Origin of the sequence: Micromonospora sp. A202, from assembly GCF_006715105.1 — a bacterium.
GTDB classification, from domain to species: Bacteria; Actinomycetota; Actinomycetes; order Mycobacteriales; family Micromonosporaceae; genus Micromonospora; species Micromonospora zamorensis.
The window spans coordinates 4,609,562-4,635,780 of record NZ_VFMP01000001.1 but is presented as its reverse complement, the minus strand read 5'-3'; the positions used below and the strand labels follow the sequence as shown (position 1 = coordinate 4,635,780).

General features: G+C 71.6%; 26 protein-coding genes. 16 read left to right on the top strand and 10 right to left on the bottom strand.

Annotated features, from left to right (window positions below; genetic code table 11):
* The 5 genes from FBZ33_RS21295 (at position 1) to FBZ33_RS21275 (ending at position 4,512) form a co-directional block, all read left to right on the top strand.
* Complete coding sequence (locus FBZ33_RS21295; RefSeq protein ID WP_099855777.1) at positions 1-1,305, top strand: cysteine desulfurase; 1,305 nt, start codon at positions 1-3, stop codon at positions 1,303-1,305.
* On the top strand, positions 1,305-1,778 hold the full coding sequence (sufU, locus tag FBZ33_RS21290; protein WP_088949233.1) for a Fe-S cluster assembly sulfur transfer protein SufU: 474 nt from the start codon (positions 1,305-1,307) through the stop codon (positions 1,776-1,778). The genes FBZ33_RS21295 and sufU overlap by 1 nt, the downstream gene beginning before the upstream one ends.
* 76 nt (positions 1,779-1,854) lie before the next feature.
* Positions 1,855-2,310: a metal-sulfur cluster assembly factor gene (locus FBZ33_RS21285; protein WP_088949232.1), complete on the top strand. Its 456-nt coding sequence runs from the start codon at positions 1,855-1,857 to the stop codon at positions 2,308-2,310.
* A gap of 237 nt (positions 2,311-2,547) precedes the next feature.
* Entirely contained in the window at positions 2,548-3,543 is a 996-nt protein-coding gene (locus tag FBZ33_RS21280) for an IS30 family transposase (protein WP_141908230.1), read from the top strand.
* Positions 3,544-3,879: 336 nt separating this feature from the next.
* Positions 3,880-4,512 carry a LysE family transporter gene (locus FBZ33_RS21275; RefSeq protein WP_141910428.1) on the top strand — a complete coding sequence of 211 codons (633 nt, stop codon included), beginning with the start codon at positions 3,880-3,882 and terminating at the stop codon, positions 4,510-4,512.
* A 134-nt stretch (positions 4,513-4,646) separates the two neighbouring features.
* On the opposite strand, the gene FBZ33_RS21270 is transcribed toward FBZ33_RS21275, so the two are convergent.
* Positions 4,647-6,266: a PQQ-binding-like beta-propeller repeat protein gene (locus FBZ33_RS21270; protein ID WP_141910427.1), complete on the bottom strand. Its 1,620-nt coding sequence runs from the start codon at positions 6,264-6,266 to the stop codon at positions 4,647-4,649.
* A 223-nt stretch (positions 6,267-6,489) separates the two neighbouring features.
* Here FBZ33_RS21270 and FBZ33_RS21265 point away from each other — a divergent pair, with 223 nt between their 5' ends.
* Entirely contained in the window at positions 6,490-7,143 is a 654-nt protein-coding gene (locus FBZ33_RS21265; RefSeq protein ID WP_141910426.1) for an acVLRF1 family peptidyl-tRNA hydrolase, read from the top strand.
* 150 nt (positions 7,144-7,293) lie between these two features.
* Here the strand turns inward: FBZ33_RS21265 and FBZ33_RS21260 are convergent, their stop codons facing one another.
* Positions 7,294-8,214 (bottom strand): neutral zinc metallopeptidase, encoded by a 921-nt coding sequence (locus FBZ33_RS21260; protein WP_141910425.1) that lies wholly within the window; start codon positions 8,212-8,214, stop codon positions 7,294-7,296.
* 263 nt (positions 8,215-8,477) lie between these two features.
* Between FBZ33_RS21260 and FBZ33_RS21255 the strand changes: the two genes are divergently transcribed.
* Positions 8,478-10,082 carry an ABC-F family ATP-binding cassette domain-containing protein gene (locus tag FBZ33_RS21255; RefSeq protein ID WP_141910424.1) on the top strand — a complete coding sequence of 535 codons (1,605 nt, stop codon included), beginning with the start codon at positions 8,478-8,480 and terminating at the stop codon, positions 10,080-10,082.
* Between the two features lie 60 nt (positions 10,083-10,142).
* On the opposite strand, the gene FBZ33_RS21250 is transcribed toward FBZ33_RS21255, so the two are convergent.
* Complete coding sequence (locus tag FBZ33_RS21250; protein WP_185755373.1) at positions 10,143-10,742, bottom strand: cadmium resistance transporter; 600 nt, start codon at positions 10,740-10,742, stop codon at positions 10,143-10,145.
* 216 nt (positions 10,743-10,958) lie between these two features.
* Between FBZ33_RS21250 and FBZ33_RS21245 the strand changes: the two genes are divergently transcribed.
* The 3 genes from FBZ33_RS21245 to FBZ33_RS21235 all read left to right on the top strand — a co-directional run bounded on the left by FBZ33_RS21245 (position 10,959) and on the right by FBZ33_RS21235 (position 14,091).
* Positions 10,959-11,186, top strand: coding sequence for a helix-turn-helix domain-containing protein (locus FBZ33_RS21245; RefSeq protein ID WP_007462679.1), 228 nt, complete (start codon positions 10,959-10,961; stop codon positions 11,184-11,186).
* A 46-nt stretch (positions 11,187-11,232) separates the two neighbouring features.
* Entirely contained in the window at positions 11,233-12,000 is a 768-nt protein-coding gene (locus FBZ33_RS21240) for an enoyl-CoA hydratase/isomerase family protein (RefSeq protein ID WP_141910423.1), read from the top strand.
* 114 nt (positions 12,001-12,114) lie between these two features.
* On the top strand, positions 12,115-14,091 hold the full coding sequence (locus FBZ33_RS21235) for an ABC transporter ATP-binding protein (protein WP_172862217.1): 1,977 nt from the start codon (positions 12,115-12,117) through the stop codon (positions 14,089-14,091).
* Between the two features lie 34 nt (positions 14,092-14,125).
* On the opposite strand, the gene mug is transcribed toward FBZ33_RS21235, so the two are convergent.
* The 6 genes from mug to FBZ33_RS21205 form a co-directional block, all read right to left on the bottom strand.
* Entirely contained in the window at positions 14,126-14,737 is a 612-nt protein-coding gene (mug, locus tag FBZ33_RS21230) for a G/U mismatch-specific DNA glycosylase (protein WP_330468344.1), read from the bottom strand.
* Between the two features lie 320 nt (positions 14,738-15,057).
* Positions 15,058-15,819, bottom strand: coding sequence for an SDR family oxidoreductase (locus FBZ33_RS21225; RefSeq protein ID WP_141910422.1), 762 nt, complete (start codon positions 15,817-15,819; stop codon positions 15,058-15,060).
* A complete protein-coding gene (locus FBZ33_RS21220; protein ID WP_141910421.1) occupies positions 15,810-16,355 on the bottom strand; it encodes a hypothetical protein in 546 nt (181 codons plus the stop codon). Before FBZ33_RS21220 ends, FBZ33_RS21225 begins: the two co-directional genes overlap by 10 nt.
* Positions 16,352-17,170 carry a DUF692 domain-containing protein gene (locus tag FBZ33_RS21215; RefSeq protein ID WP_141910420.1) on the bottom strand — a complete coding sequence of 273 codons (819 nt, stop codon included), beginning with the start codon at positions 17,168-17,170 and terminating at the stop codon, positions 16,352-16,354. The genes FBZ33_RS21220 and FBZ33_RS21215 overlap by 4 nt, the downstream gene beginning before the upstream one ends.
* Complete coding sequence (locus FBZ33_RS21210; protein ID WP_141910419.1) at positions 17,167-18,090, bottom strand: TIGR04222 domain-containing membrane protein; 924 nt, start codon at positions 18,088-18,090, stop codon at positions 17,167-17,169. The genes FBZ33_RS21215 and FBZ33_RS21210 overlap by 4 nt, the downstream gene beginning before the upstream one ends.
* Positions 18,091-18,171: 81 nt before the next feature.
* A complete protein-coding gene (locus tag FBZ33_RS21205) occupies positions 18,172-18,744 on the bottom strand; it encodes a TetR/AcrR family transcriptional regulator (RefSeq protein ID WP_088949222.1) in 573 nt (190 codons plus the stop codon).
* 77 nt (positions 18,745-18,821) lie between these two features.
* On the opposite strand from FBZ33_RS21205, the gene FBZ33_RS21200 reads away from it, so the two are divergent.
* The 3 genes from FBZ33_RS21200 (at position 18,822) to FBZ33_RS21190 (ending at position 21,623) form a co-directional block, all read left to right on the top strand.
* Positions 18,822-19,682, top strand: a complete 861-nt coding sequence (locus FBZ33_RS21200) for a carbon-nitrogen hydrolase family protein (RefSeq protein WP_255508999.1) — start codon at positions 18,822-18,824, stop codon at positions 19,680-19,682.
* Between the two features lie 65 nt (positions 19,683-19,747).
* On the top strand, positions 19,748-20,392 hold the full coding sequence (locus FBZ33_RS21195) for an HAD family hydrolase (protein WP_088949220.1): 645 nt from the start codon (positions 19,748-19,750) through the stop codon (positions 20,390-20,392).
* Between the two features lie 316 nt (positions 20,393-20,708).
* Positions 20,709-21,623 (top strand): serine protein kinase RIO, encoded by a 915-nt coding sequence (locus FBZ33_RS21190; RefSeq protein ID WP_141910417.1) that lies wholly within the window; start codon positions 20,709-20,711, stop codon positions 21,621-21,623.
* A 44-nt stretch (positions 21,624-21,667) separates the two neighbouring features.
* On the opposite strand, the gene FBZ33_RS21185 is transcribed toward FBZ33_RS21190, so the two are convergent.
* Positions 21,668-21,916, bottom strand: coding sequence for a DUF2630 family protein (locus FBZ33_RS21185; protein ID WP_088949218.1), 249 nt, complete (start codon positions 21,914-21,916; stop codon positions 21,668-21,670).
* Positions 21,917-22,286: 370 nt separating this feature from the next.
* Between FBZ33_RS21185 and FBZ33_RS21180 the strand changes: the two genes are divergently transcribed.
* Genes FBZ33_RS21180 through FBZ33_RS21170 form a run of 3 tightly spaced genes read left to right on the top strand, consistent with a single transcriptional unit; the run spans position 22,287 to position 26,185 of the window.
* A complete protein-coding gene (locus FBZ33_RS21180) occupies positions 22,287-23,669 on the top strand; it encodes a cytochrome P450 (RefSeq protein ID WP_141910416.1) in 1,383 nt (460 codons plus the stop codon).
* A gap of 3 nt (positions 23,670-23,672) precedes the next feature.
* Positions 23,673-24,575 (top strand): terpene synthase, encoded by a 903-nt coding sequence (locus tag FBZ33_RS21175; RefSeq protein ID WP_255508998.1) that lies wholly within the window; start codon positions 23,673-23,675, stop codon positions 24,573-24,575.
* Positions 24,572-26,185, top strand: a complete 1,614-nt coding sequence (locus FBZ33_RS21170; protein WP_141910415.1) for a prenyltransferase/squalene oxidase repeat-containing protein — start codon at positions 24,572-24,574, stop codon at positions 26,183-26,185. The genes FBZ33_RS21175 and FBZ33_RS21170 overlap by 4 nt, the downstream gene beginning before the upstream one ends.
* Positions 26,186-26,219: the final 34 nt, after the last annotated feature.

Here is a 26,219-nt window from a genome sequence, read left to right as displayed (position 1 = left end):
ATGACCAGCATCGCGATCCCCGAGGGGATGCCGCAGTACGACGACGTGCCGCGTTTCGACGTGGCCCGGGTACGCGCCGACTTCCCGATCCTGGATCGCGAGGTCAATGGGCACCCACTGGTCTACCTCGACAGCGCCAACACCTCGCACAAACCCCGCCAGGTGCTCGACGTTCTCGACGAGCACTACGCGCGGCACAACGCCAACGTCTCGCGGTCGGTGCACACCCTGGGCACCGAGGCCACCGAGGCGTACGAGGGGGCGCGGGCGAAGGTCGCCGCGTTCATCAACGCGCCCAGCGTCGACGAGGTGGTGTTCACCAAGAACTCCACCGAGGCGATCAACATCGTGGCGTACGCCTTCTCGAACGCCTCGCTGCGCCCGGACGCGGACCCGCGGTTCCGCCTGGGCCCCGGCGACGAGGTGGTGATCTCCGAGATGGAGCACCACTCGAACATCGTCCCGTGGCAGTTGCTCTGCGAACGGACCGGCGCGACCCTGCGCTGGTTCCCCGTCACCGACCAGGGCCGACTGGACGAGTCGGGCCTGGAGGACCTGGTCACCGAACGGACGAAGATCGTCTCGCTGGTGCACGTGTCGAACATCCTCGGCACTGTCAACGCGACCTCCCGCATCACCGCGCGGGTCCGCGAGGTGGGCGCGCTGCTGTTGCTGGACTGCTCGCAGTCGGTGCCGCACCTGCCCATCGACGTGGTCGACCTGGACGCCGACTACATCGTGTTCACCGGCCACAAGATGTGCGGCCCGACCGGCATCGGGGTGCTCTGGGGCCGGGGTGAGCTGCTCGCGGCCATGCCACCGGTCTTCGGCGGCGGCTCGATGATCGAGACGGTCACCATGGCCCGATCGACGTTCGCCGCCCCGCCGGCCCGGTTCGAGGCCGGCACCCCGCCGATCGCCGAGGCGGTCGCGCTCGGCGCTGCCGTCGACTACCTGACCGGTGTCGGGATGCGGGCCATCCAGTGGCACGAGAAGGAGCTGACGGCGTACGCGCTGGACGCCTTCGGCTCGGTGCCGGACCTTCGGATCTTCGGCCCGACCGTGCCGGTTGGCCGGGGCGGCACCATCTCGTTCGCGCTCGGCGACGTGCACCCACACGACGTGGGTCAGGTGCTCGACTCGCTCGGCGTGCAGGTGCGGGTGGGTCACCACTGTGCCAAGCCGGTGTGCAGCCGGTTCGGCGTCCCGGCCATGACCCGGGCCTCGTTCTACCTCTACACCACCACCGAGGAGATCGACGCTCTGGTGGCCGGTCTGGAGCAGGTGCGGAAGGTGTTCGACTGATGCAGCTCGACCAGCTCTACCAGGAGATCATCCTGGACCACTACAAGCGCCCACACGGGCGTGGTCTGCGCGACGCCGAAGACTCGGGCGACCGGGTCGAGGAGGCGCACCACGTCAACCCGACCTGCGGCGACGAGGTCACCGTCCGGGTGGCCACCGACGGCACTGTGCTGCACGACATCTCGTACGACGGCATGGGCTGCTCGATCAGCCAGGCCTCGGCGAGCGTCCTGCACGAGTTGCTGCGCGGTCGGGGTGCCCGGGAAGCATTCGAGGTGCACGAGGCGTTCGTGGAGTTGATGTCCGGACGTGGCCAGGTCACGCCGGACGAGGACGTGCTGGGTGACGGGGTGGCCTTCGCGGGTGTGGCCCGTTATCCCGCCCGGGTCAAGTGCGCACTGCTGCCGTGGATGGCGTTCAAGGACGCCGCAGCACGCGCGGGTGTGGGCGCGAGCCCGGAGGTGAAGGCGTGATCGAGCGTCAGCGAGCCAATCATTGTTGCAGCACCGTGGCGCCTGTCGGCGTCACGGAGCGAAGCGGAGGGACGGCATGAGCGAGAACACGGCTACCGAAGCGACGCCGGAGGCCGGTGACGCCGTCGCGGCGTCGCAGGTCGACTCCGTGACGACCGACGCCACCGCGACGCCGGAGGCCGGCGACGCACCGACGGCCGGCGTCAGCAAGGCCATGATCGCCGACATCGAAGAAGCGATGAAGGACGTCGTCGACCCGGAACTCGGGATCAACGTCGTCGACCTGGGTCTGGTATATGGCGTTCACGTCGACGACGAGAACGTCGCCACCCTGGACATGACGCTCACCTCGGCGGCCTGCCCGTTGACCGACGTGATCGAGGATCAGACCCGGCAGGCGCTGACCACCGGCCCGGGTGGCGGCCTGGTCAACGACATCCGGATCAACTGGGTGTGGCTCCCGCCGTGGGGCCCGGACAAGATCACTGACGAGGGTCGGGACCAGCTCCGTTCCCTCGGCTTCAACGTCTGAGCGGACTCCGGTCGGCTCTGCCCGTCGAGCGCGATGCCCTGCGGGGCGTCGCGCTCGACGCGTTCCGCCCCTGCCGCGCGTGCGCCGCATCGGTCCACCCGGCAAGGTCCGCGCAACATCAGCGATAGTGCTGCCTCCGGCGTCTCGCAGGCAGCCCCGTGCTCAGGTGGTCGTAGCAATCGATCTTGTCGTTCGTTGGTCTCTTCGGCGGGGTGATCGCTGAGAGGCTGGTGGGGCGTGGCGGGTCGTAGGCCGTTGACGGTGGTGGACCGGGAAGAGATCACGCGGGGGATCGCTGAAGGGCTCTCGGGTCAGCAGATTGCGGCGCGGATTGGTCGGGATCCGAGTGTGGTGTCGCGGGAGATTTGTCGGGGTGGTGGGCGGGGGTTCTATCGGGCGTGGCGTTCGCAGCGGCAGGCGCAGCGGGCGCGGCGCCGGCCGAAGCCGTGCAAGCTGGAGTTGGACGCGCGGCTGCGGGAGGTGGTGGTGGCGTTGTTGGGTGAGGGTTGGTCGCCGGATCAGGTCGCTGGGCGGTTGCGGGTGGACTATCCCGAGGACGAGGCGATGCGGGTGTCGCACGAGGCGATTTACACGTGGATGTATGCGTTGCCGGTCGGGGAGTTGGCACGGCAGCACCTGCGGTTGCGCAGTGGCCGCAGGAACCGTCGCCCGGCGCGTTCGCCGGCGTCGCGGGCGCCGAAGATCCCGAACCCGACGTTCATCGATCAGCGGCCCGTCCAGGCCGAGGACCGGCGGGTACCTGGGCACTGGGAAGGCGACCTGGTCATCGGCAAGAACGGCGCCAGCGCCACCGCCACGCTGGTGGAACGCACCTCCCGGTTCCTGATCCTGATCCCGCTATCAGGAAGAGACAGCCCCACCGTCACCAGCGCCGTGGCCACCGGCATCGCCGGTCTGCCCGACGCCCTGCGCCGCACCCTGACCTGGGACTGCGGCACCGAAATGGCCGAACACGCCGCCCTGAGCATCGCCGCCGGTATCGACGTCTACTTCGCCCACCCCCACAGTCCCTGGCAACGCGGCACCAACGAGAGCACCAACCGGTGGATTCGCGAATACCTACCCCGCGGCACCGTCATCCCCAACGACCACGACCACCTCAACGCCATCGCCGACCGACTCAACAACCGACCCCGCCGTATCCTCGGCTACAAGAAACCCAAAGAAGTCTTCGCCGAGCTGCTGACCAGCCAGATTGCTTCCACCGGCTGAGCACGGGAGCAACATCCCCGAAGTTGCACGGATCTTGGTCGCAGCCCCCGCGGGATGGGCTTGGGACAGCGCCGGCACGGCGCAGGGTGCGGGGTGCACGGCGCGGGGACGTGGGGCGGCAGGGCGCGGGCGCGGGGTGCGGGGGCGGCAGGGCGCGGGGGCGCGGGGGCGCGGGGGCGCGGGGGCGCGGGAAATCTGGTGGCGGAGGCGTGGGTTCGGCGCGCAGGATGCGCGTGTGATTGAGGCGTACCCGATGCAGGTCCCTGTCCGTGCGGCCACCGCCGTGCGTCGACAGCGGCCGGTCCGGGGACGGGCCTCGACCCGACACCGACGTCCGTGAGCGGGGCGTTCCTGGCCGGTCTGGTGGCCGGCTACGGCGTCGCCATCCCCGTCGGCGCGATCGCGATCCTGATTCTGGGCTTGAGTGCGCGTACCTCGTTTCGGGTCGGTGCGGCCGCGGCGCTCGCGGTGGCGACGGCCGACGGGCTCTACGCGGCGGCCGCAGCGCTCGGGGGTGCCAGCCTGGCCGGCATCATCGCGCCGGTCGCCGGGCCGTTGCGGGTGGTCGCCGCCGTCGTCCTGCTCGGTCTCGCCGCGCACGGTCTGTGGCGGACCTGGTCCGCCCACCGGTCGCGGCAGACGCCGACGGCACCCGTCGGGCGGGGTCTGAGCACGCCCGGGCGGGCCTACGCGGCGCTGCTCGGGTTGACCCTGCTGAACCCGATGACGGTGCTCTACTTCAGCGCGCTGGTGCTCGGTCGGCGGGACACCGCCGACGCGGACCCGGGCGCGGCGGCGCTGTTCGTGGCCGGTGTGTTCCTGGCGTCGGCGAGCTGGCAACTGCTCGTCGCGGGTGGCGGCACGATGGTCGGGCGGGCGCTGACCGGGCCGCGCGGGCGGCTGGTCACCGGGCTGGTCTCCAGCGCGCTCATCGCCGCGCTGGCGGTAGTCGCCATACTGCCCGGCTGATTGGTCCGCGCCGGTCGGCGGCGACGTTGCCGGGTTCGTGACCGCCGCCGTCGGCGGTCAGGGCAGCCCCGGCGGGCAGTCGACCGCCGCCAGATGGGCGTTCCAGCGTGGTCCAGGGTCGGCGGTCGCTTCTCCTACTGTGCCGGCGCCGGGCGGCCCACGACGCCGGCGTCGTACTTGTCGTCCTCGTCACTGAGGGGCCAGCCCTGGATGAAGGCTTGCCCTGGCGCTGTGCCGAAGGCTGTCGGAGCTGAATGTGAGCTTGTCATGATCAGTCGAGCAGTCGTCCGGCCGGTGCGGGCGTCGAGCACAGTGACGAGGTAGGCGGTACTCCTGTCCCTGATCAAGGGGTGTCCGGCGAGTTCGGTGAGCCTGCCGTTCAATACGGAGGTCACCACGACGGTCCCGTTCCCGACGCTTGCCGGAATGTGGTCCGGCGAGTGGAATGTCCAGAGTTTCGTGCCGGTGGCCGCGTCAACCCCGGTGAGTCTCGAACCATGCCGCTCGACCCAGATGTCGTCACCGGCCACGCCTGCCGTCGCCGGCGGGAGCACGTCGTCGAAGTAGCCCGTCAGGAGCGGGCCGGTCATGCGCCACTGCCCGTCGTCGAGGTCGATCGTGGCGGCGCCCGTCATCTCGCCGTCGGTGAACGTCGGCAGGTAGATGCGGCTCTTGAAGTATCGCGGCGAGTGGGGGCGCAGGCCCGAGCGTTCCTCGCAGGGCAGCCCCTGCGTGGTCCAGAGGGTCTGACCTGCCCGGGCGGCGGCGAGCTGGCAGCTGCCGACGTCCAGCACCACGGTGTCGCCGATGACGGCCGTCACGTCGCCGCGTGTGGTGCCGAGGATCCGCCCGTCGGCCCCACGTACGATCGTCGACCCGGTCACGGGTGTCCCCCGGCTGTCCGGCTGGGCGGGGATGGCCACGACGGTGGGAGCAACGTTAATGCCCCGGCTGGTGAGTGATTTCCGGTGGGGCGCGGCGCCGAGGACCGGATTCTCGTGGTATCCCGTGGCCCGCCACACCACGCCCCCGGAGGTCCCGTACCCGGTGTAGACGCATCCGCCCTGGGCGCAGTTGCGCAGCACGACGAGTCCGATGCCCATGGCGACCACTTCCTGGCCACGGGGATCTTTGACGGTGGATCGGGCGCCGGCTATCACCTGCTGCCACACCAGCGAGCCCTGAGCGTCGTAGTACCTGACCTGGTCCCCGTTCTGCACCACCACACTGCCGTCCGGGCCCACGTTGACCGGCCCGTTGCTTCTCCGGATGGTGAAGATCTCCGCACCCGTCTCCGGGTTGTGCCCCCACAGCGTCTCGTCGTTGCTCGTGAGCAGCACATGTGGCAGGACCTGGACTTCGTTGACGGGCCCCGGGATCCGCCACAGGAACGGGGCGTCCAGGCGGGCCATGGTGACTCGCGGCGCGGTGATGAGCGTCCCGGCCACGACCGTCGCGAGAGCCACCGTGACGACGAGTACCGGGCGCGGCCGGGTGGTGAGTGTCCATGCGCGGGTCCTGAAGACGACCACCGCGATGCCCGCCGGTGCCAGCACGCAGCCGACGACGTACACCTCCCGCAGGGGGAGCAGCACACCGAGAAACAACAGGGCCAGTCCCATCGGGAACCAGGCCAGGTCCCGTACCCGCAGATGCCGGGCGCCTGCCGCATCCGGTCCTCTGCTGGCCGGGTCGACGCCCGTGCCGTCCTGGCCGTCGATCGGACCCTCCGTCTGCTCCTTCAGCGGCCCCACGCGCGCCCTCTCGTCGATGGGTGTAGCGGTGACCGCCGTCAGCAACGGTCCGATACCGCAGTCGGTCGGCGGTGAGCGTACTAGGAGCAGTCGATGTCCGGGTTGGCCTGAAGCCGACGGAACGGGCCGGCTGCTCTCCAACGTGGTCACCGCAGCGCCTGGCCGCGCCGATGGCGGGCGGCCGAGCGGGCCGCCGGTGCTGCGGTGCCGTAGGTTCGGGTACATGAGCAGTCGACCCGCAGCCGGAGGAGGCCGCTGGGTCGAGGTGGACCCGGCCCGCGTCGGGCGCTGGGTCGAGGGCTTCGGCGAGCGGCACGGCCCGCCCACCACCACCATCCAGGGGTACGGGCTGCTTCTCGCCGCCCCCGACGGTGCGACTGCCGAGCTGCACTCCCCGCCGGGCGCGCCGGCCGTCCCGGACGTGCCCGGGTTCGTGGCCGCCGCGACCACGCCCCGCCGGATCGGCCTGCTGCTCGCCCGCAAGGGCGCGGTGGCGGTGGGCGTCGCGGCGGGGGAGGAGCTGACCGTGTCGAAGGTGGACACCCGGTACGTGCAGGGGCGCACCGCCGCCGGTGGTTGGTCCCAGCACCGGTTCGCCCGTCGGCGCGACAACCAGGCCAAGGCGGCGCTGGGCGATGCGGCCGACCTGGCCGTACGGCTGCTGTTGCCGCAGGCGTCGACGCTGGCCGCGGTGGTCTGTGGTGGCGACCGCCGGGCGGTGGACACGGTGCTGGCCGACCGGCGGCTCGCCCCGTTGGCGGCCCTACGCGCGGAGCGGCTTCTGGATGTGCCCGAGCCCCGGCACGCCGTGCTGGTCAGCGCGATCGCGGCCGCCCGGGCGGTCCGGATCCTGGTCCGCGACCCCGACCCAGCCTGACCGGGCAGCTGGTCAGGTGGCGACGGACGTTCCGGGCTGATCCGGCGTGCAGTTTCCCCACCGCCACTCGATGCGGAGGGTGACCACGAGGCGGTCGTAAAACAGTCGTGGCAGGTCCTAGAAGGACCTGCCACGACCGGGTGCGAGGTGTCAGAGCTGGTCGGTGCCGAAGGTGTCGCAGGTCTTCGGGTCACCGCTGTCGTGGCCCTGCTGGAACCAGCGCTGCCGCTGCTGCGAGGTGCCGTGGGTGAACGAGTCCGGGTTGACCTTCCCACCGGAGCGTTCCTGGATGCTGTCGTCGCCGATCGCCTCGGCGGCCTTCAGCGCCTCGGTGATGTCGCCCGGGGTGATCGACTTGAACAGCGGTTCCTGGCCGGTCTTGTCCTTGGTCTCGGTGGCGTGCTTGGCCCAGGCGCCGGCGTAGCAGTCGGCCTGCAACTCCAGCCGCACGGACGCGGAGCGGGGGCCGCTCTGGTCGCCCTGGCCGGCTTTCTCGTTGGTGCCGAGCAGGTTCTGGACGTGGTGGCCGTACTCGTGGGCGAGCACGTAGGGCTGGGCGAACTCGCCCTTGGCACCGAACCGGGAGGCCAACTCCTCGTAGAAGGCCAGGTCGATGTAGACCTGCCGGTCGGCGGGGCAGTAGAACGGGCCGACGCCCGAGTCGGCCTGACCGCAGCCGGTGTTCACGGCGGCCTGGAAGTAGTTGGTGTCGGTCGGCTCGTACTTGCCCTTGCCCAGCTCCGGGTACGCCTCCTGCCAGTAGCCCTGGATGCTGTTGACGTAGGCCAGGTTGCGGCAGCGCAGATCGTCGAAGCGGTCGGGGTTCTTGGTGGAGCACAGCTGCTCCAGGTCGGTGCCGCCGGCCTGCCCGCCCTCGTCGCCGTTTGTCATCGCGTTCAGGCCGAACCCGCCGCCGAGCAGTGCGACCAGCACAGCCACCACGATGCCGATCAACCCGCCGCGACCACCGCCGCCGGGAAGTGGAATGCCGAGACCGCCGCCCCCTCCACCGCCCCGACCCCGGTCGTTGACCTGGGAGGTGTCGAGCTCGGCCCGCTCGTTGAGTTCCATGCTGACCCCGATCGCCGTATGCCGGTGAATGTCGTCTGAATGTCGTTCTGTCCTGTAAATGCCGGACGGGGTCCGGACAGCGCTTCCGGTACCCGATGATCTTGATTGGTAATCCGGGCGGGCCGCCCAGCGACGCCCGGTACACTTGTCGGGTGCTGCGCTGCGAAGGCTGAACCGCCCCGCGCCGTCGGGCCCCTTGAGCCCGCCGGCCGTTTCGCGTGCCCCGAGTCAGCCTTCCAGACCCCGAGAGCGAGCCCGAAAACATGATCACTGCCACCGGCCTGGAACTGCGTGCCGGTTCCCGGATCCTGCTGTCCGACACCACGCTGCGCGTACAGCCCGGTGACCGGATCGGCCTGGTCGGTCGCAACGGCGCCGGCAAGACCACCACGCTGAAGGTGCTCGCCGGCGAGGGTCAGCCGTACGGCGGCCAGATCGACCAGCGCAGCGCCATCGGCTACCTCCCACAGGACCCGCGCACCGGCGACCTGGAAGTGACCGGTCGCGACCGGGTGCTCTCCGCCCGCGGCCTGGACGTCCTGATGTCGCAGATGCAGGAGGTCGAGGCCCGCCTCGCCGAGGACGCCAGCGACAAGTTGGTCCGTCGCTACGGCGCGCTGGAGGACCAGTTCGCCGCCCTGGGTGGGTACGCGGCCGAGGCCGAAGCCGCCCGGATCTGCGCCAACCTCGGCCTGCCGGACCGGGCACTCGCGCAGACCATCGGCACCCTCTCCGGTGGTCAGCGCCGCCGCATCGAGCTGGCCCGGATCCTGTTCCGCGACGCGGGCGAGAACGGCGGCGGCATCCTGCTGCTCGACGAGCCGACCAACCACCTCGACGCCGACTCGATCACCTGGCTGCGCGGCTTCCTCGCCAACCACAAGGGCGGCCTGATCGTGATCTCCCACGACGGCGCCCTGCTGGAGTCGGTGGTCAACAAGGTGTGGTTCCTCGACGCCACCCGGTCGGTCATCGACGTCTACAACCTGGGCTGGAAGGCGTACCTGGAGGCACGCGAGACCGACGAGCGTCGCCGACGCCGGGAGCGGGCCAACGCGGAGAAGAAGGCCGGCGCCCTGATGGCGCAGGCCGACAAGATGCGGGCGAAGGCCACCAAGACCGTGGCCGCGCAGAACATGGCCCGCCGTGCCGAGAAGCTGATCTCCGGCCTGGAGGAGGTGCGGGTCTCCGACCGGGTGGCCAAGGTGCGATTCCCCAGCCCCGCGCCGTGCGGCAAGACCCCGCTCACCGCGACCGGCCTGTCCAAGTCGTACGGCTCGCTGGAGATCTTCACCGACGTCAACGTCGCGGTCGACCGCGGCTCCCGGGTGGCCATCCTGGGGCTCAACGGCGCCGGGAAGACGACGCTGCTGCGGATGCTCGGCGGTCTGCTCAGCCCGGATACCGGCGAGGTGCACGCGGGTCACGGCCTGCGTCTGGGCTACTACGCCCAGGAGCACGAGACGCTGGACGTGGAGCGGACGGTCCTGGAGAACATGCGCGCCGCCGCCGTCGAGCAGTCCGACACCGACCTGCGCAAGATCCTCGGCGCGTTCCTCTTCTCCGGTGACGACGTGAACAAGCCGGCCGGGGTGCTGTCCGGTGGCGAGAAGACCCGGCTGGCGCTGTCCACCCTGGTCTGTTCCGGCGCCAACGTGCTGCTGCTCGACGAGCCGACGAACAACCTCGACCCGGTCAGCCGGGAGCAGGTGCTCGACGCGATCGCCAACTACCCGGGTGCGATCGTCTTGGTCACCCACGACCCGGGCGCGGTGCTCGCGCTCAAGCCGGACCGCGCGATCCTGTTGCCCGACGGTGACGAGGACGCCTGGAGCGACGACCTGCTCGAACTGGTCGAGCTGGCCTGACCGGCCCGGCCCGCCGCCGGCCCGGCCGTCGCGTCCTGCGGGCGGTCGACCGGGCCGTCCTCAGTTGAGCAGGTCGACCAGCCGGCCGAGCACACCGGAGCTGACCAGGATCAGCACGCCGATGCCGATGAAGATGGTCGGCACCAGCCAGTAGCCGGCGCGTTCGACCAGCCGGACCACCCGGGGATGCCCGCCCAGCCAGGCGCCGGCGGCGCACCACAGCGCGATGAGCAGCACGAAGACCAGGAGGAACACCGCGCTGTCGGCCGCGCCGAGGGCCCGGAAGACGGGTACGTAGACGGCCACGTTGTCGGCGCCGTTCGCGATCGTCACCCCGGCCACACCGAGCGTTCCGGTGACGACCGCGGGGGTGACGTCGTCGTCAGAGGCGCGCAGCGCGCGTACGCCCAGCGCGATCGGCAGCAGGCCGAGCAGCCCCGTCCACGGGTCCGGCACGACCAGCAGCCCCGCCGCGACCACCGCGCTGGCCAGCGCGAGCGCACCGATTCCAAGGTATTGACCAGCGACAATCTGCCAAGGGCGGGGTCGACCGGTGGTGCGCGCCGCGACGAAGAACAGGGTCAGGATGACGATGTCGTCGATGTCGGTCGCGGCAAAGACCACGGCTGCTCCGCCCGCGGTGCTCAACAGGTCGATCACGACCGAAGGCTACGGGTCGTCGGCAGGCGTCACCGTGCCGCAGTGGTACGCCCGGAGGCAGCGCGGGGGCCAATCGCCAGGATCACTCTATCGGGAAGCTGACATTGCATAGCGTGTCGGTTGGCGAAGAGTTGATATCTGGCGCATGATCGTTCGAGACGGTCTAATAGGTGGGACCGTATCCGAACCGCACAGTCTGGGACGTGAGGACACAGCATGGCAGCCACTGGCACAGCCACCAGCACTGAGAAGGGTCGCCGGATCGTCGGAGCCGAGCGTCAGACGCTCGCCAAGGACCTGGTAAAGCGGTACACCTCGGGGGAGAGCATCCGCGCGTTGGCGGCCTCGACCGGCCGTTCCTACGGGTTCATCCACCGAGTACTCACCGAGTCCGGGGTGCAGCTGCGTCAGCGCGGTGGTGCCCGGCGCCGCAAGAAGGCGTGACCCGCCACTCAGCGTCGTCCAGCAGCGCCGCTCCCCGGGCCGTCCGGTGACCGCCGAGGCGACCGGGGTCCGGCTGACTTGCGACGGGCCGGTCGCCACGGTGACGTTGTGCCGGCCCGACGTGCTCAATGCTCAGACGCCGGCCATGTGGCAGGCGATGAGCGACTTCTCCCGCGACCTGCCCGGCGACGTGCGGGTGGTGGTGGTCCGGGGCGAGGGGCGTGCGTTCTCCGCCGGCCTCGACCTCGCGGTGGCTGGCGCGTCCGGCCCGGGCTCGTTCGCGGAGCTGGCCACGCTGCCCGAGCAGGAGTGCGCCGAGCGCATCGCGGAGTTCCAGGGCGGCTTCACCTGGCTGCACCGGCCGGACGTCATCTCCGTGGCGGCCGTGCAGGGTCACGCGATCGGTGCGGGCTTCCAGCTCGCCCTCGCCTGTGACCTGCGTGTCCTCGCCGCCGACGCGAAACTGTCGATGGCCGAGGTGACCCTCGGCCTGGTGCCCGACCTGGCCGGCACCAAACGGCTCGTCGAGCTGATCGGTTACGCGCGGGCGCTGGAGATCTGCGCCACCGGCCGCCGGTTGGATGCCGCTGAGGCGGACCGGATCGGGCTGGCCAATCTGGTGGTGCCACCAGCCGAGCTGGACGGCGCGGTCCAGGACCTGACCGCTGGCCTGCTCTCCGGGGCCCGCGACGCGGTGGTGGAGATCAAGGCGTTGCTCGCCGGTGCGGCCGGCCGGTCGCACGCCGACCAGCAGCGCGCCGAGCGCGAGGCGCAGACCCGTCGGCTGCGCGACCTGGCCGGCCGGGGAGAATAGGTAAGGACCGCGCGGGAAGATCCGGGTTACGACCGAGGTTGTCACAGTCGTCGGGAGAATTGACCTGACGGCGCGGTCTGCCCGACGACCCGGAGGTGAGCGATGTCCAACCCGATGTCCGGAGGTGGCATGGCCGGGTGGAGCATGCTCCGGTCGATGCGCAACCGGGACGAGGTCTCCACCCACCGACTGAAGCACGGGGTGGCCCGCCGCATCGTCGCCTTCGCCCAGCCCTACCGGCGCGACATCATCGTCTTCCTGGCCACCGTGGTGCTGGCCGCCATCATTGGCGTGGCCACCCCCGTGCTGGCCGGTGACGTGATCAACGCGATCAACCGGGGTGGCACCGAGGCCGGCCGGCTCGTGGTGCGGCTGGCCCTGTTCATCGCCGCGCTGGCGGTCGCCGACGCGCTGCTCTCCCTGGCCCAGCGGTGGTATTCGGCGCGCATCGGCGAGGGCATCATCTTCAACCTCCGCACCCGGGTCTACGACCACGTGCAGCGGATGCCGTTGCAGTTCTTCACCCGTACCCAGACCGGCGCCCTGGTCAGCAGGCTCAACAACGACGTGCTCGGCGCCCAGCGGGCGTTCACCTCCACCCTGTCCGGTGTGGTCAGCAACGTCATCCAACTGGTGCTCACCGCGGCGGTGATGTTCACCCTCTCCTGGCAGATCACCGCGCTGTCACTGGTGCTGCTGCCCATCTTCATCATTCCGGCCCGCCGGGTCGGTCGGCGGCTGGCCGACATCACCCGCGAGGCGTACAACCTCGACGCCAAGATGAACGCGACCATGACCGAGCGGTTCGGGGTGGCCGGCGCGCTGCTGGTGAAGCTCTTCGGCCAGCCCGAGATCGAGGCCGGCCGGTTCGCCGGCCGGGCCGAGCGGGTCCGCGACATCGGCATCCAGTCCGCGATGTACTCCCGCACGTTCTTCGTGGCGATGCTGCTGGTCGCCTCGCTGGCGCAGGCGCTCACCTACGGTCTCGGTGGCTGGTTGGCGGTGACCGGCGGCGTCAGCGCGGGCACCGTCGTGACGCTCGCGTTGCTGCTCACCCGCCTGTACGGCCCGCTCACCGCGCTGTCCAACGTCCGGGTCGACGTGATGAGCGCCCTGGTCTCCTTCGACCGGGTCTTCGAGGTGCTCGACCTCAAGCCGGGCATCGTGGAGAAGCCCGACGCGGTGCCGGTGCCCCGGGGCACCGGCCGGGTCGACTTCCGCGACGTGCGGTTCCGCTACCCGAGCGCCGCCGAGGTCTCCCTCGCCTCGCTCGAGGAGGTCGCCACACTGGACCGGACGGTCAACGAGCCGGTGCTCAAGGGAGTCTCGTTCAGCGTGGAGCCGGGGCAGATGGTCGCGCTGGTCGGCCCGTCCGGCGCCGGCAAGTCGACCCTGTCGATGCTGATCTCCCGGATCTACGACGTCACCGACGGCCAGGTGCTGGTCGGTGGGGTGGACGTACGCGACGCGACCCTCGCCTCCCTGCGGGACGAGATCGGTGTCGTCACCCAGGATTCGCACCTGTTCCACGAGACGATCGCCGAGAACCTGCGCTACGCCAAGCCCGACGCCACCGACGACGAGATCTGGGCCGCGCTGGCCGGCGCGCAGGTGGCCGACCTGGTCCGGGCGCTGCCCGACGGGCTGGACACCACCGTCGGGGAACGCGGCTACCGGTTCTCCGGCGGCGAGAAGCAGCGCATCGCGATTGCCCGGCTGCTGCTCAAGGCGCCCTCGATCGTGATCCTCGACGAGGCGACCGCCCACCTGGATTCGGAGAGCGAGGCGGCGGTGCAACGGGCATTGTCGGTGGCGTTGACCGGGCGGACCGCCCTGGTGATCGCACACCGGCTCTCCACCGTGCGCGACGCCGACCAGATCCTCGTCCTCGACGGCGGCCGGATCGTCGAGCGGGGACGGCACGACGAGTTGGTAGCGGTCGGCGGGCTATACGCCGAGCTGTACCGCACCCAGTTCGCGGTCGCCGACTCGCCCACCCCGTTCGTCGACGCGACCGGGCCCGAGCCGGTGGTCATGCCGCTGGGCACCTACCGCGCCGATGAGGTGCTGCCGCCCGCCGCGGCCAACTGACGTCCCGCGGGCACCGGGCCGAGGTCCGTCGCGGTCAGCGCCGTTCGGGCAGGCCGGTCGCCACTCGCAGCTCGGCGAACGCCACACCCAGCGTGACCGGGGTGAAGTGCGCGTTCAGGCCGCTCGGGTTGGGCAGCACCCACAGCCGGGCGCCGGCCAGTGACTCCGGCTGCGGCCCGAAGGTGGCTTTCGGCCGCTGAAAACCGATCCGGTACGCGGTCACCCCCACCACCGCCACCCAACGCGGCTGGTAGCGGCCCACCTTGTCGGTCAGGATCGCGGCACCGTCGAGGAGTTCCTCGCTGCTCAGCTCGTCCGCGCGGGCGCTGGCCCGGGCGGCCATGTTGGTGATGCCGAGCCCGAGTGCGGGCAGCTCGTCCTGTTCGCTGGGGTGCAGCAGCCGGGGGGTGAACCCGCCCCGGTGCAGCGCGGGCCAGAACCGGTTGCCGGGTCTGGCGAAGTGCCAGCCGGTTGCGGCCGACCAGAGGCCGGGGTTGATGCCGACGAAGAGCACCGCCAACCCCGGCGCGAGGACGTCGGGGATGGTCCGGTCAGCGGCCGCCGCCAGCTCCGCCCGGGTCGGACGAGTCGTCCGGGCCGCCGCCAGCTCTGCCCGGGTCGGCTGGGCCGTCCCGGGCGTCGTCAGCTCTGCCTGGGTCGGCCGTGCCGTGTCGGGCGTCGTCAGCTCTGCCTGGGTCGGCCGTGCCGTGTCGGGCGTCGTCAGCTCCGCCCGGGTCGGCCGGGCCGTGTCGGGCGTCGCCGTCGGGTGACGATCGGCCTGGTCCCCGGGTCCCGGCGGCCGTCCGGTGTGCCGCGCGTTGATCGACTCGGGTTCCTGGAAGTCGGGGTGTCCTGGCCGCAGCGACCGCCCGGTCTCCTGAAGGCCGAGTCGATCAACGGCCGGGTCGTCTGGCTGGGCCCGCTCGGGCGGCGTCACGGCACGGCCAGGTCGGCCCCCGGCGGGGGTCACAGCCCGCGCAGCGCGCCGCCGTCGACCGGGAGGGTGATCCCGGTGAGGTAGCTCGCGGCGGGGGAGAGCACGAACGCGGCCACCCGGCCGAACTCGGCGGGATCGCCGAGGCGACGCAGCGGGATGGCGGCCTCCGCCTCGGTGCGGGCGCGCTCCGGGTCGCCGGTCGCGGCGAAGAGCTCCCGGTTGCGGTCGGTCAGGATCCGGCCCGGCAGCAGCCCGACCACTCGTACGCCACGAGGGCCGTAGTCGTCGGCGATGTCCTTCGCCGCCCCGACCAGGCCGGGCCGCAGACCGTTGGAGATGCCGAGGCCGGGCACCGGGCCTCGGGCCGAGGTGGAGAGCACCAGCCCGATCGCACCGCCCTCGGGCAGCGCGGCGGCGACCGTGCGCACCGCGCGGATGGTGCCCAGGAAGACGGTCTCGAAGGACTGCCGCCACTGCTCGTCGCTGATCGCGGCGGCGTTGCCCGCCGGTGGCCCGCCGACCGAGATCAGCGCGCCGTCGAGCCGGCCGAAGTGCTCCCGGGCGGCGGCGACGAGCTGCTCCGGGGTCTCCGGGTCGGCCAGGTCGGCGGTCAGCCCGACGGCATGCTCGGGACCGCCGAGCTGCTGCGCGGCGGCGGCCACGGCGTCCGGGTCCCGTGCCGAGAGGACCACCCGTGCCCCGTCGGCGACCAGGCACTGCGCGGTCGCGAAGCCCAGGCCGCGAGAGGCACCGGTGAGGACGTACACGTGGTCGGTCAGGCCTAGATCCATAAGGTCGATCCTGCCGCATCCGACACACCGTCGCCACCAACTGTGGGTGGACGCGAGGCGGGGCGCAGCAGACGTACCCGCCCGGCGATCTGCACCGCCACGGCGCCGCCGGCGCGGCCCACGGCCGGCAGCCGGCGCGGACGTGGCGCCCCGAGCCCGTCGTAGCGCAGGCGCGCCTCCCGGACGGCCAGTTCCTCGGCGGCGGCCGGGGGCAGCGCACCCTGTTCGCACATCGCACGGGCCAGGTCCCAACCGTCGCGCAACGACCCGGCGGTTGGTCGCCCGGCTGCCCAGCCTGCGAAGGTCGTCGACCAGGTGGCGCCGAGGCCGGCGGCGAGCAGCGGCCAGTGTCGGGCCACCTCGCCGGCACGTTTGCGTCTCAGGGCCGCCCGGGTGGCGGCCAGTTGGGCCGGTGCGAACCCTGGCGGCGGCGGCAATCCGGCGACCAGCGTCGCGACCAGTTCCGCCTGTCGCTGGGCGAGCCCGGCGGCATCGCCGGACGACCGCCTGCCGCTGTCGTCGCGTGGCTCGGTCATGTCACGGCCGGGAAGCCCGCGGCGGCGGCCAGGGCGTCCAGTTCGGCGCGCAGCTCGGCTGCCGGTGGGTAGTGGCCGTCCCGTTCTAGCAGCAGCGCCGGCGGACGCTGTCGAGCGCAGAGCGCGCCGACCAGCTCCAGCACCGCCGCTGGCACCGGATCGGTGTGGGTGTCGTGGTAGAAACCGCCGTGCTCGGCGCCGCCGGCCACGTGGACGTACGCGACCCGCTCCAGCGGCAGACGGTCCAGCAACGCGAGCGGGTCGGTGCCCCGGTTGCAGGCGTTGGCGTGCACGTTCGCCACGTCCAGCAGCAACAGTGCGCCGGTCCGGTCGAGGATCTCGGTGAGGAAGTCCGCCTCGTCCAGCTCGTCGTCGGGCCACTCGACCAACGCGGCGATCGGTTCCAGCGCGATCGGCACCGGCAGCTCGGCCTGCGCCCGCGCCACGTTGGCGCAGACCGCGTCGACCGCCTCCCGGCTGCGCGGCAACGGGAGCAGATGCCCGGCCTCCAGGCCGCCGGCTCGGACGAACGCGATGTGCTCGCTGACCAGCGGGGCGTCGACCTGCTGCGCCACAGCGGCCAGGTGGGCGACCCGGGCCGGATCGACCGGCTCGGCGCCGCCGAGGGAGAGCCGCACCCCATGGGGTACGACAGTCACGCCGCGCTCCCGCAGCTGCGCAAGACCCGGCGGGAGCGGCCCGGACGAGGGCACCCCCTCGGCCACCACCTCCGCGAAGCGCAGGCCGGGGAGCTCGGCCACGAAGCCGGCGATCTCCGGACGCCAGCCGATGCCGACTCCGGAGGGGCCGGTCATCCGCCGCACCCCCCGCCACCGCCGCAGCCGCCACCACCACCGCAGGAGCTGCCGCCGTCTCCACCGGAGCTGTCGCCTCCGGACGATCCGTCGGAGCCGCCCGTCCAGCCGCTGCCGGAGGCGGCCTGGCGCTGGATCTCGGCCTGCTCGGCGAAGCCGGGGTCGAGCGCCCAGAGTGAGGCGGTGCCGTACAGGGCCACGCCCATCGCCGCGCCGGCAGCTCCGTAGGTGGCGTAGGACGGCGTGGAGGCCGGAGCGAGGTGGGTGTGCTCGCGGCGTACACCGCGCAGCGTGGACCGACCGGCCCGGGTGAGGACGGGCGCCCGGCGTAGCGCCAAGGTGACGATCAGGAGCGCAACAAGGGTCAGCAGCAGGTAACCGACCGGGCGACCGCTGAACAGGCCGGAGACCAACCGGAGCACGCCGAGGCCCAGCAGGGCGATCAGGATCGTGGTCCAGAAGCGGGCACGGGCGCGTTGCGCGTCGTCGGTCAGCAGACCGCGCTGCTCCAGGCCGTTGCGGATCTGGTGCAGCGCGACACGTACGCGCTCGTCCTGCGGCAGGTCCCCGACCCGGGCGTGCTGATGGGCGGCCCAGTGGACGGCCTGGTCCAGTGGGGTGAGCCCGGTCGGCGCGATCCCGCTGGTGGTCAGTCGACGGTCCGGCCGCACGCCGATCGCGCCGCTGCCGCGCAGTCCGCCCAACGCGGCGTGTACGGCGAGTCGGGGTCCACCGTTGAGGTACGCGACCTGCTGCGGCCCGAGTGGATCGGCGGTCATGGCAGCGGTCGACGCGGCCGCCAGACGGACCCGGTGGTACACCGCGACGGCCACCACCAGAGCGGCTGCCACCAGGTAGTACCGGAGGAAGGTCGGGCCGGAGATGCCCCAGGTGTCGCCGGATGCGGCGTGGACGATCATCGACTGCTCCTGTCACCGGAGGGATGCGCGGCCCCATTGTGGAGCAGCCTCGCCACGGTCGGCAGTCGGGTGTACGGGCGGTCAGTGGCGGCGGACCGCCTCCTCGACCAGGTCGAGCACCGGGCCCAGGTCACCGGCCGGTCGGCCCATGGCCAGGTGCAGCACCAGGCCGTCGTAGGCCAGCTCCAGGAACTGGGCCAGCACGTCGATGGGGACGTCTTCGCGCAGCACCCCGGCGTCGCGCTGGCGGGCCAGCCGGTCCCGGGTCGCCTCGGCGATAGCGGCGGACCGCTCGGCCCATCGACGGGCGAACGCCGGGTCGGTGCGCAGGCGGCGGGACACCTCCAGTTGGCTGCCCAGCCAACCGGTGGTGTCCGGTGAGACGGCGCGGGCGAGCAGGTCGCGCATCACCTGCACCAGGCCGTTGCGGGCCACCGTCTCGACCATGGCCGCGGCGTCGTCCTCGGCGACGGCCAGGAAGAGCGAGTCCTTGTCCCGGAAGTGGTGGAAGATGGCGCCGCGGGACAGGCCGGTGGCCTCCTCGAGGCGGCGTACGGTCGCCCCCTCGTAGCCGAGCCGGGCGAAACACGCCCGGGCAGCGGCGAGGATCTCCCGCCGACGCGCGTCGAGCTGGTCCTGGCTTACTCTGGGCACGCGTCGATCGTCGCAGGTCAACCCAGGGCATGCAAACCGTACGTACGGCTTGGGATATCGCCGACTACCCTCGCCTGGTGACCCCGCCGCACACCGTGCCCACCGCCCCGCTGACCGTGGCCACCGTTCAGGCCACCCCGACGCCGGGTGACGTCGCCGGCAACGCGGTCACCGCCGCCGACCTGGTCCGCCGAGCCGGCGACCAGGGCGCCAGGGTGGCCGTCCTGCCGGAGCTGTTCCTCTGCGCGTACCACCCGCCGAGCCTTGCCGCCGACCCGGTCGGCACGGACGTCGCGGCCGACCCGGCCGGTGCGGTCGCGGATCCCCGGCTCGACCCGCTGCGCGCCGCGGCGCGCGAGGCTGGTGTCACCGCGCTGGTCGGCGCCGCCGCCCGACACCCGGACGGCCGGCGGACCATTGCCGCGCTGGTCATCGACCGGGCCGGCGAGGTGCGGGTCGGGTACGACAAGCAGCAGCTCTGGGGCGACGAACGCGACCTGTTCAGCGCGGGCGACCGGGGTGCCACGCTGCTCGTCGACGACTGGCGGCTCGGGCTGGGCATCTGCTACGACGGCTGTTTCCCGGAACACGGCCGGGCCGCCGCCCTCGACGGCGCGCACGGCTACCTGTGCCCCAGCGGATACCTGGCCGGCTCCGAGCACCGCCGGGACCTCTACTACGCCGCCCGAGCCCTGGACAACACCATGTTCGTGGTCTTCGCCAACGCGGTCGGCGGCGTCGACCCGTGGCGGTTCAACGGCGGCGCGGCGATCTACGACCCGCAGGGCCGGGCGCTGGCCCGGGGCGCCGACGACGGCACGGAGGTGCTGGTGGCGACCCTGGATCCCGCCGTGCTCGCGGCCACCCGGGTGGCCCATTCGATGCTCGCCGATCGCCTGCCGAACCAGGGCGGCACCCGGGTGTCGATGTCCGGCTGAACCCGTCGTCAGGTGGATACCCGCCGGACCTGTTGGCGAACACGTCGGTCCCATAGGGTGCCCGAGTGCCACTGCTCCTGCTGGACCTGGACAACACCCTGCTGGATCGGGCCGGGCCGTTCCGCCGCTGGGGTGAGCGCTTCCTGGACGGCATCGGCGCGCCCCACACCGACATCGACTGGCTGCTCTCGATCGACGCCGACGGTCTGACCGACCGCTGGGATCTCGCCGACGCCATCCGGGACCGCTACGAGCTGCGCATCCCCTCGATCGACCTGGTGGAGGAGCTGCACGACGGGGTGGTGGCGCAGACCCGGCTCGACCCGCTGACCGCCTGCGCGCTGCGGATCGCCGACGACGCCGGTTGGGTGCCGGTGGTGGTCTGCAACGGCACGGTACGCGTCGAGGACGCCAAGATTCGCCGGACCGGCCTGGACCAGTACGTCGCGGACTGGGTGATCTCCGAGGAAGCCGGCGTCAGCAAGCCCAATCCGCGGATCTTCGCGCTCGCCGCCCAGCGGGTCCGGATGCCGCTGCGGGGCGCCTGGGTGGTCGGCGACAGCCCGGAGGCGGACATCGGCGGTGCCGCCGCTGTTGGGCTGCCCAGCGTCTGGCTGCACCGGGGGCGCACCTGGACCGACGGCCGGTTCGCGCCGAGCCACACGGTGGACGGGTTGATCGCCGCGGTCGCCACAGTCCTGGCCCGCTGACGCCCGCGGCGCGCGCCGCGTCACGCCGTCCGCGCCGCCTTGCGTCGCTTCAAGATCCGCACAGTTTCCCTGATAATGCTGCCTCCGGGCCGCCTGGAGGCACCAACATCAGGGATGTTGTGCGGATCTTGGCCCCGACAGCGCGTGACGGCGGCTCGGTAATTCGGTTGACCGGCTGCCGTGGGGCCGCGAGCATTGTCAGCGCATCGTGCATCCCGGGCGTGGGCCCGGTCGTGGAGAGGAGGTCGGTCATGGCCGTCTTCGCAGGTCGCTTCCAGCTGCCTATCTCAGCCTCGACCAAGGGAACCTCACCACAGTGCGCGATTACGACCTTCCGGCGCTTGAGCGCCGGAGCCGCGGCAAAAGCCGCTTTGACGACGACGAATCACAGTTTCTGAAGCGCGGGCGGCCCACCGAGCCGCCCGCGGACCCCGACACCGGCGAGCGCTGGTCGTCCTGGGACGACGCCGTGCACGGGCCCGAGCCGCACCCGGAATGGCTGGTCACCGAGCTGGCCGCCCGGGACACCGAGCTGGGTGTGCTCAAGACCGGCAAGGAGGCGGACGTCCACCTGGTGCGCCGGGAGGTGCCCGACACCGACCGGTCCTGCCTGCTGGCGGTCAAACGCTACCGTGACCCCGAGCACCGGCTGTTCCACCGGGACGCCGGCTATCTGGAGGGCCGTCGTGTGCGCCGGTCCCGGGAGAACCGGGCGATGGCCGGCCGGACGGCGTTCGGCCGACAGATGATCGCCGGGCAGTGGGCCGCGGCCGAGTTCGACGCCCTGGCCCGGCTTTGGGAGATCGGTGCCGGGCACGACCGGATCGCCGTGCCGTACCCGGTGCAGCTGCAGGGCACCGAGCTGATGTTGGAGTTCGTCGGCGACGCCGAGTCGGGGGAGGCGGCGCCCCGGCTGGCCCAGCTGCGACCCGGCCCGACCGAGCTGCGCGACCTGTGGGCCCAGCTGGTGGAGGCGCTGCGGGTGCTGGCCCGGGCCGGTTACGCGCACGGCGACCTGTCGCCGTACAACCTGCTCGTGCACCAGGGGCGGCTGGTCGTTATCGACCTGCCGCAGGTGGTCGACGTGGTGGCGAACCCGCAGGGGCCGGAGTTCCTGGCCCGCGATGTGCGGGTGGTCGGCACCTGGTTCGCGGCCCGGGGTCTGCCCGCCGAGCAGGTCGACCCGGGCACGTTGACCGGGGAGTTGCTGCGTGAGGCGGGCATCCGCTGATCAGAGCGGGTCGGGCGGTCGGACCGCCCGACCCGCCGCGTCGGTCATTGCAGGTAGCGCTCCACCTCGGGCTTGGGGCGTTCGCCCTGTGCGTCCGGGTCGCCGTGGGTCTCCCGGGCGGCCCGCCGACGGCGCAGCAGGTCCCAGCACTGGTCGAGGGATTCCTCCAGGGCGCGCAGTCGCTCGCTGGCCTCGCCCTCGGTGCCCGCCTCGTGGGCCTGGGCGTCCGCGCGCAGCTTGTGTTCCTCGTCGACCAGTTCGGAGATCCGGTTCAGGATGGTCTTGTCGTCCATGCTCCTGAGCCTGGCACAGCGCCCCATGACGCGCCTGGCTTCGTGTGCCGACAGTGGGGTCAGACCACGATCGGTGAGTCCCCCCATACTGGCAGCAACATGTCAATGTGGCCTTTTTCACGCCCATCCCCAGGTCGGCCCGCATGCCGCCCGACGTGGGGCTTCACCTGCGCAATCTTTTGAGTCGGCCACACGGCCCGGATCCGGCACGGCCGTCGTCGCCTCAACGCGAGAAATACTCCAGATCTGTCCCATGGCAAAGCAGTTTCATGAATGGGATGCTCGCCCGGATGGTCACGCGCCATCAACAAGGCAGCACGGAGCGCAACCCGCTGTGCGGCCGGAAAGGACGGATCCGTGCAGGTGAAAGATGGCTGAGTCGACCGCCCCCGCGTACCGCCAGCCGCACGTCGCCACCCTGCGACGCACCTTTCCCAAGCTGCTCCGGGACCCACTGGGCACGTTGGTCGGGCTTGCCGACGCGTCGCCCGGGCAGGTCGTCAAACTCAACCTGGGCACTATCCGGCCGTACCTGGTCGTCGAGCCCGCACACGTCCAGCACGTGCTGCGCGACAACGCCGCCAACTACACGCGGGCCGGCGACGGCATGTTGTGGAAGTCGGTCAAGAAGATCGCCGGTGACGGCATCCTCGCCGAAGGCCCGGACTGGGAGGCGAGTCGCCGACGGCTCCAGCCGCACTTCACCGCGAAGCGGATCGACTCGGTGGTGGACGGTCTGAGCCGGGCGATCAGCGATGCGGTCGACGAGTTGAACGTCCCGGCGCGAAACGGCGAACCGGTCGACGCGGCCAGCGAGATCTCGAGGATCATCTGCCAGGCCGTCATCCGGGTCTTCTTCGGCGACAAGATCCCCGTCGCCGACGGTGTGCGGATCGTCGCGGAACAGAACACCGTGGCGACCGCACTGCGCTTCCGGCTGCTCATCCCGTTCCTGCCGGACGCCGTGCCGATGCCCGGCGACCGCGCACTGCGGCGGGCGGTCCGGAACATCGACAGCATCATCCTGCCGTTGGTCCGTGCCGAGCGATCCCGCGACGACGGAGGCGACGACTTCGTCGCGTCGCTGGCCCGGGGCCGTGACGCGCACGGCCACAAGGTCGACGACCAGCGGGTACGCGACGATCTGGTGTCAATCTTCGTGACCGCCACCGAGACCACCTACACGGCGCTCACCTGGATCTTCCCGCTGCTGGAGCAACTGCCCGACGTCGCCGCGCGGCTCTACGCGGAGATTGATCGTGTGGTCGGCCCCGGGGACGTGATCAGCCGCGAACAGCTTGGCGAGCTGCGCTACACCCGGATGGTGCTGGACGAACTCGTCCGCGCCTACCCATCCGGCTGGTTGGTGCCGCGGACCGCGATCGCCGACGACCTCATCGGCGGCACCCGGGTCAGGGCCGGTGACACGATCATCCTGAGTCCGTACGTGACCCATCGGCTGGCACGATTCTGGGATCGGCCGACGGTCTTCGACCCGGAGCGCTTCGCCCCCGACGCCCCCCGACGCGCCCACCGGTACGCCTACTATCCGTTCGGGGGCGGCGCCCACCAGTGCATCGGCCAGTACTTCTTCCAGGTCGAGGCACCACTGATCGTGGCGACGCTGCTCAGCCGCTTCCGGTACCGGCTCTGCACGCCCGGGCTGCCATCGCCGCGGCTCGCCGCGACGCTCCGACCAGGGGAACGGGTGCCGCTGCTGCTCACCCCCCATCGGCAACCGGCCCTGGCCTAACGAGTGGCACAACGACAAGTGGTCGAGGACGCACTTCAACAGGCCGCCGAGCACGGGCGCGTCTGTGCCCTGGCCGCTCAGGGCCAACGTGACCTGCAACGGTGCCTGGCCGCCCATCCGGACCTCTTCGCCGAGGGGCCCTTCGATGGCGCTCTGACCAGCAGCATCGCGTTGGCCATCGCGTTCAGCGCGCCCTGGTGCGAGGCAGCCGAGCTGCGTCTGACCAACCGGGCGGTGCTCTGGGGGTTCGCGCTGGACTGGCAGGTGGACCGGCTGGCCACCTCTGCCGTCGCGCTCGACCGACTGGTGCGCCAGCAGCTTCTCGTCGCGGACGGCGCGGCCGCGACGACAGACGACCCCCTGGGTCACCTCCTCGCCGATCTTCTCGCCGACCTGGCCGCCGAGCCGGCCTTCGCCGAACTGGGCGGGGCGTGGCGGGCGGCGGCCCGGCGGACCCTGCACGCCATGCGGCAGGAGTGGCAGTGGAAGACGGCGATGCGGGACAACCTCCAGCCGCGGCCCACCCTCACCGAGTACCTGAACAACGCGGACAACCTGGCCTGCACCGTCGTGAACGTCGTGCACTGGATTCGCACCGGCGGGGCCGACACGGAGGCGGGGCTCAACCGGCTGGTCCTCGCCAGTGACGCGGTGCAACGTGCTCTTCGGCTGGTCAACGACCTGAGCACCTACGAGCGGGACCTCCGCTGGGACGACCTGAACGCGATCATGCTGGTGGAGGACCGGGCAGTGGTGGAGCAGGAGTTGGCGCGCCTGGTCACTGAGGCGACCGACCTGCTCGGCGAGTTGCGGGCCGACTGCCCGAGGGAGGCGGCATACCTGACCCGACAGCTCGGCTACACCACAGGCTTCTACCGGAGCACCGACTTCTGGGGTGTGTCGTGAGCACCGAGGCACTGACCCGGGACCCCGGCGGGGCGAAGGATTCCGGGTCGACGCGCGCCGTCGACGAGCTGATTGCCGAGCTGAGCCAGCACCCGTCCGGTCGCACATCCGCGTCGCCGTACGAGACTGCCCGTCTGGTCTCCCTGGCACCCTGGCTGCCCCGACACGCCGACCGGATCCAGTACCTGCTCGCCAGGCAGCGGCCGGACGGAGGTTGGGGCGGGCCGGAAGGGTACGCCCTGGTACCCACCCTGAGCGCCGTGGAGGGGCTGCTCGCGGCCTCGCTGAACGACGAGCCGGTGGGCTGGTCCCCGGCGGCGGTGCACGACGCGATCGACAGGGCGCTACGCCTGCTGTTCGACCGGCTGGCCGGCCCCTCGACCTGTCCCGTGCCGGACCTGCCGGCCGCCGACCTGATCGTCCCGGCAATGGTCGACCGGATCGCCGACCACCTCGCCGATCCGCCGACGTGGTTGGCCCACTGGCGAGGCGTCGGCCCGCCGCCGATGCCCGCGGGCATGGATCGGCAGCGGCTCGACCGGGTACGCCTGCTGGTCGGATCCGGTCGGCCGATTCCGCCCAAGCTGCTGCACGCGCTGGAGATCCTCGGGCCGGCCGCCCGGCAAGCGGCAGGTGTCACCGCCACCGCCGCCGGCCCGGTCGGAGCCTCGCCGGCCGCCACCGCCGCGTGGCTCGGTGACCCCGACGGTACTCAATCCGCCGCGCTGGACTACCTGACCCGGGCGCTCGGCGAGCACGGCGGAGCGGTTCCGTGTGCCACACCGATCACCGTGTTCGAACGGTCGTGGGTGCTGAGCACCCTGGCACGGGCGGGTGTGCTCCCGACGGCGCCGGCGCAACTGGTTATCGGGCTGCGCGACGCCCTTGGGCCGGACGGTGCGGCCACCGGGCCGGGGCTGCCCACCGACGCCGACACGACGGCGGTGACGCTCTACACGCTGGCCCTCCTGGGTCACCCGACCGATCCGACGTGCCTGCGGCGGTTCGACACCGGGGAGCACTTCGGCACCTGGCAGGGCGAGGACGGCGCGTCGGTGACCACGAACGCGCACGTGTTGGAGGCGTTCGGGCGATGCCTCGGCGGCGACGACCCGGCCGCGGCACCGGTGCTGCGCCGGCTCACCGGCTGGCTGATCGACCACCAACACGCCGACGGTCGATGGACGGACCGTTGGCACGCCTCGCCCTACTACGCCACCTACTGCGTGGTGCTCGCACTGCGGGAGTACGGCGGTCCGTCGGCCGACGCGGCGCTGCGGCGGGCCGTCTCGTGGGTGCTCGAGAATCAGCGGGCCGACGGTTCGTGGGGACGATGGCAGGGCACGGCGGAGGAGACCGCCTACGGCCTGCTGGTGTTGCTGGCAGTGCCGCCGTCATCCACGACTCGTGACGCAACGGTCGCCGCTGCTCACCGTCTGTCCACAATGCAAGATGAGGCCATTGAGAGTCCACTGTGGCATGACAAGGACCTCTACCATCCGGTACTGATCGTACGAGCTGCGGTGGTGGCTGCCCGGGCGGCGGCTGCGGTACGGGTGAACGGTTCCGCCCATATGCCAGCAAGCCGCTGGACTGCATCGCTTGAGTGAAATTCCGGACACTGCTAGCGTGCGCCGGGCCGGG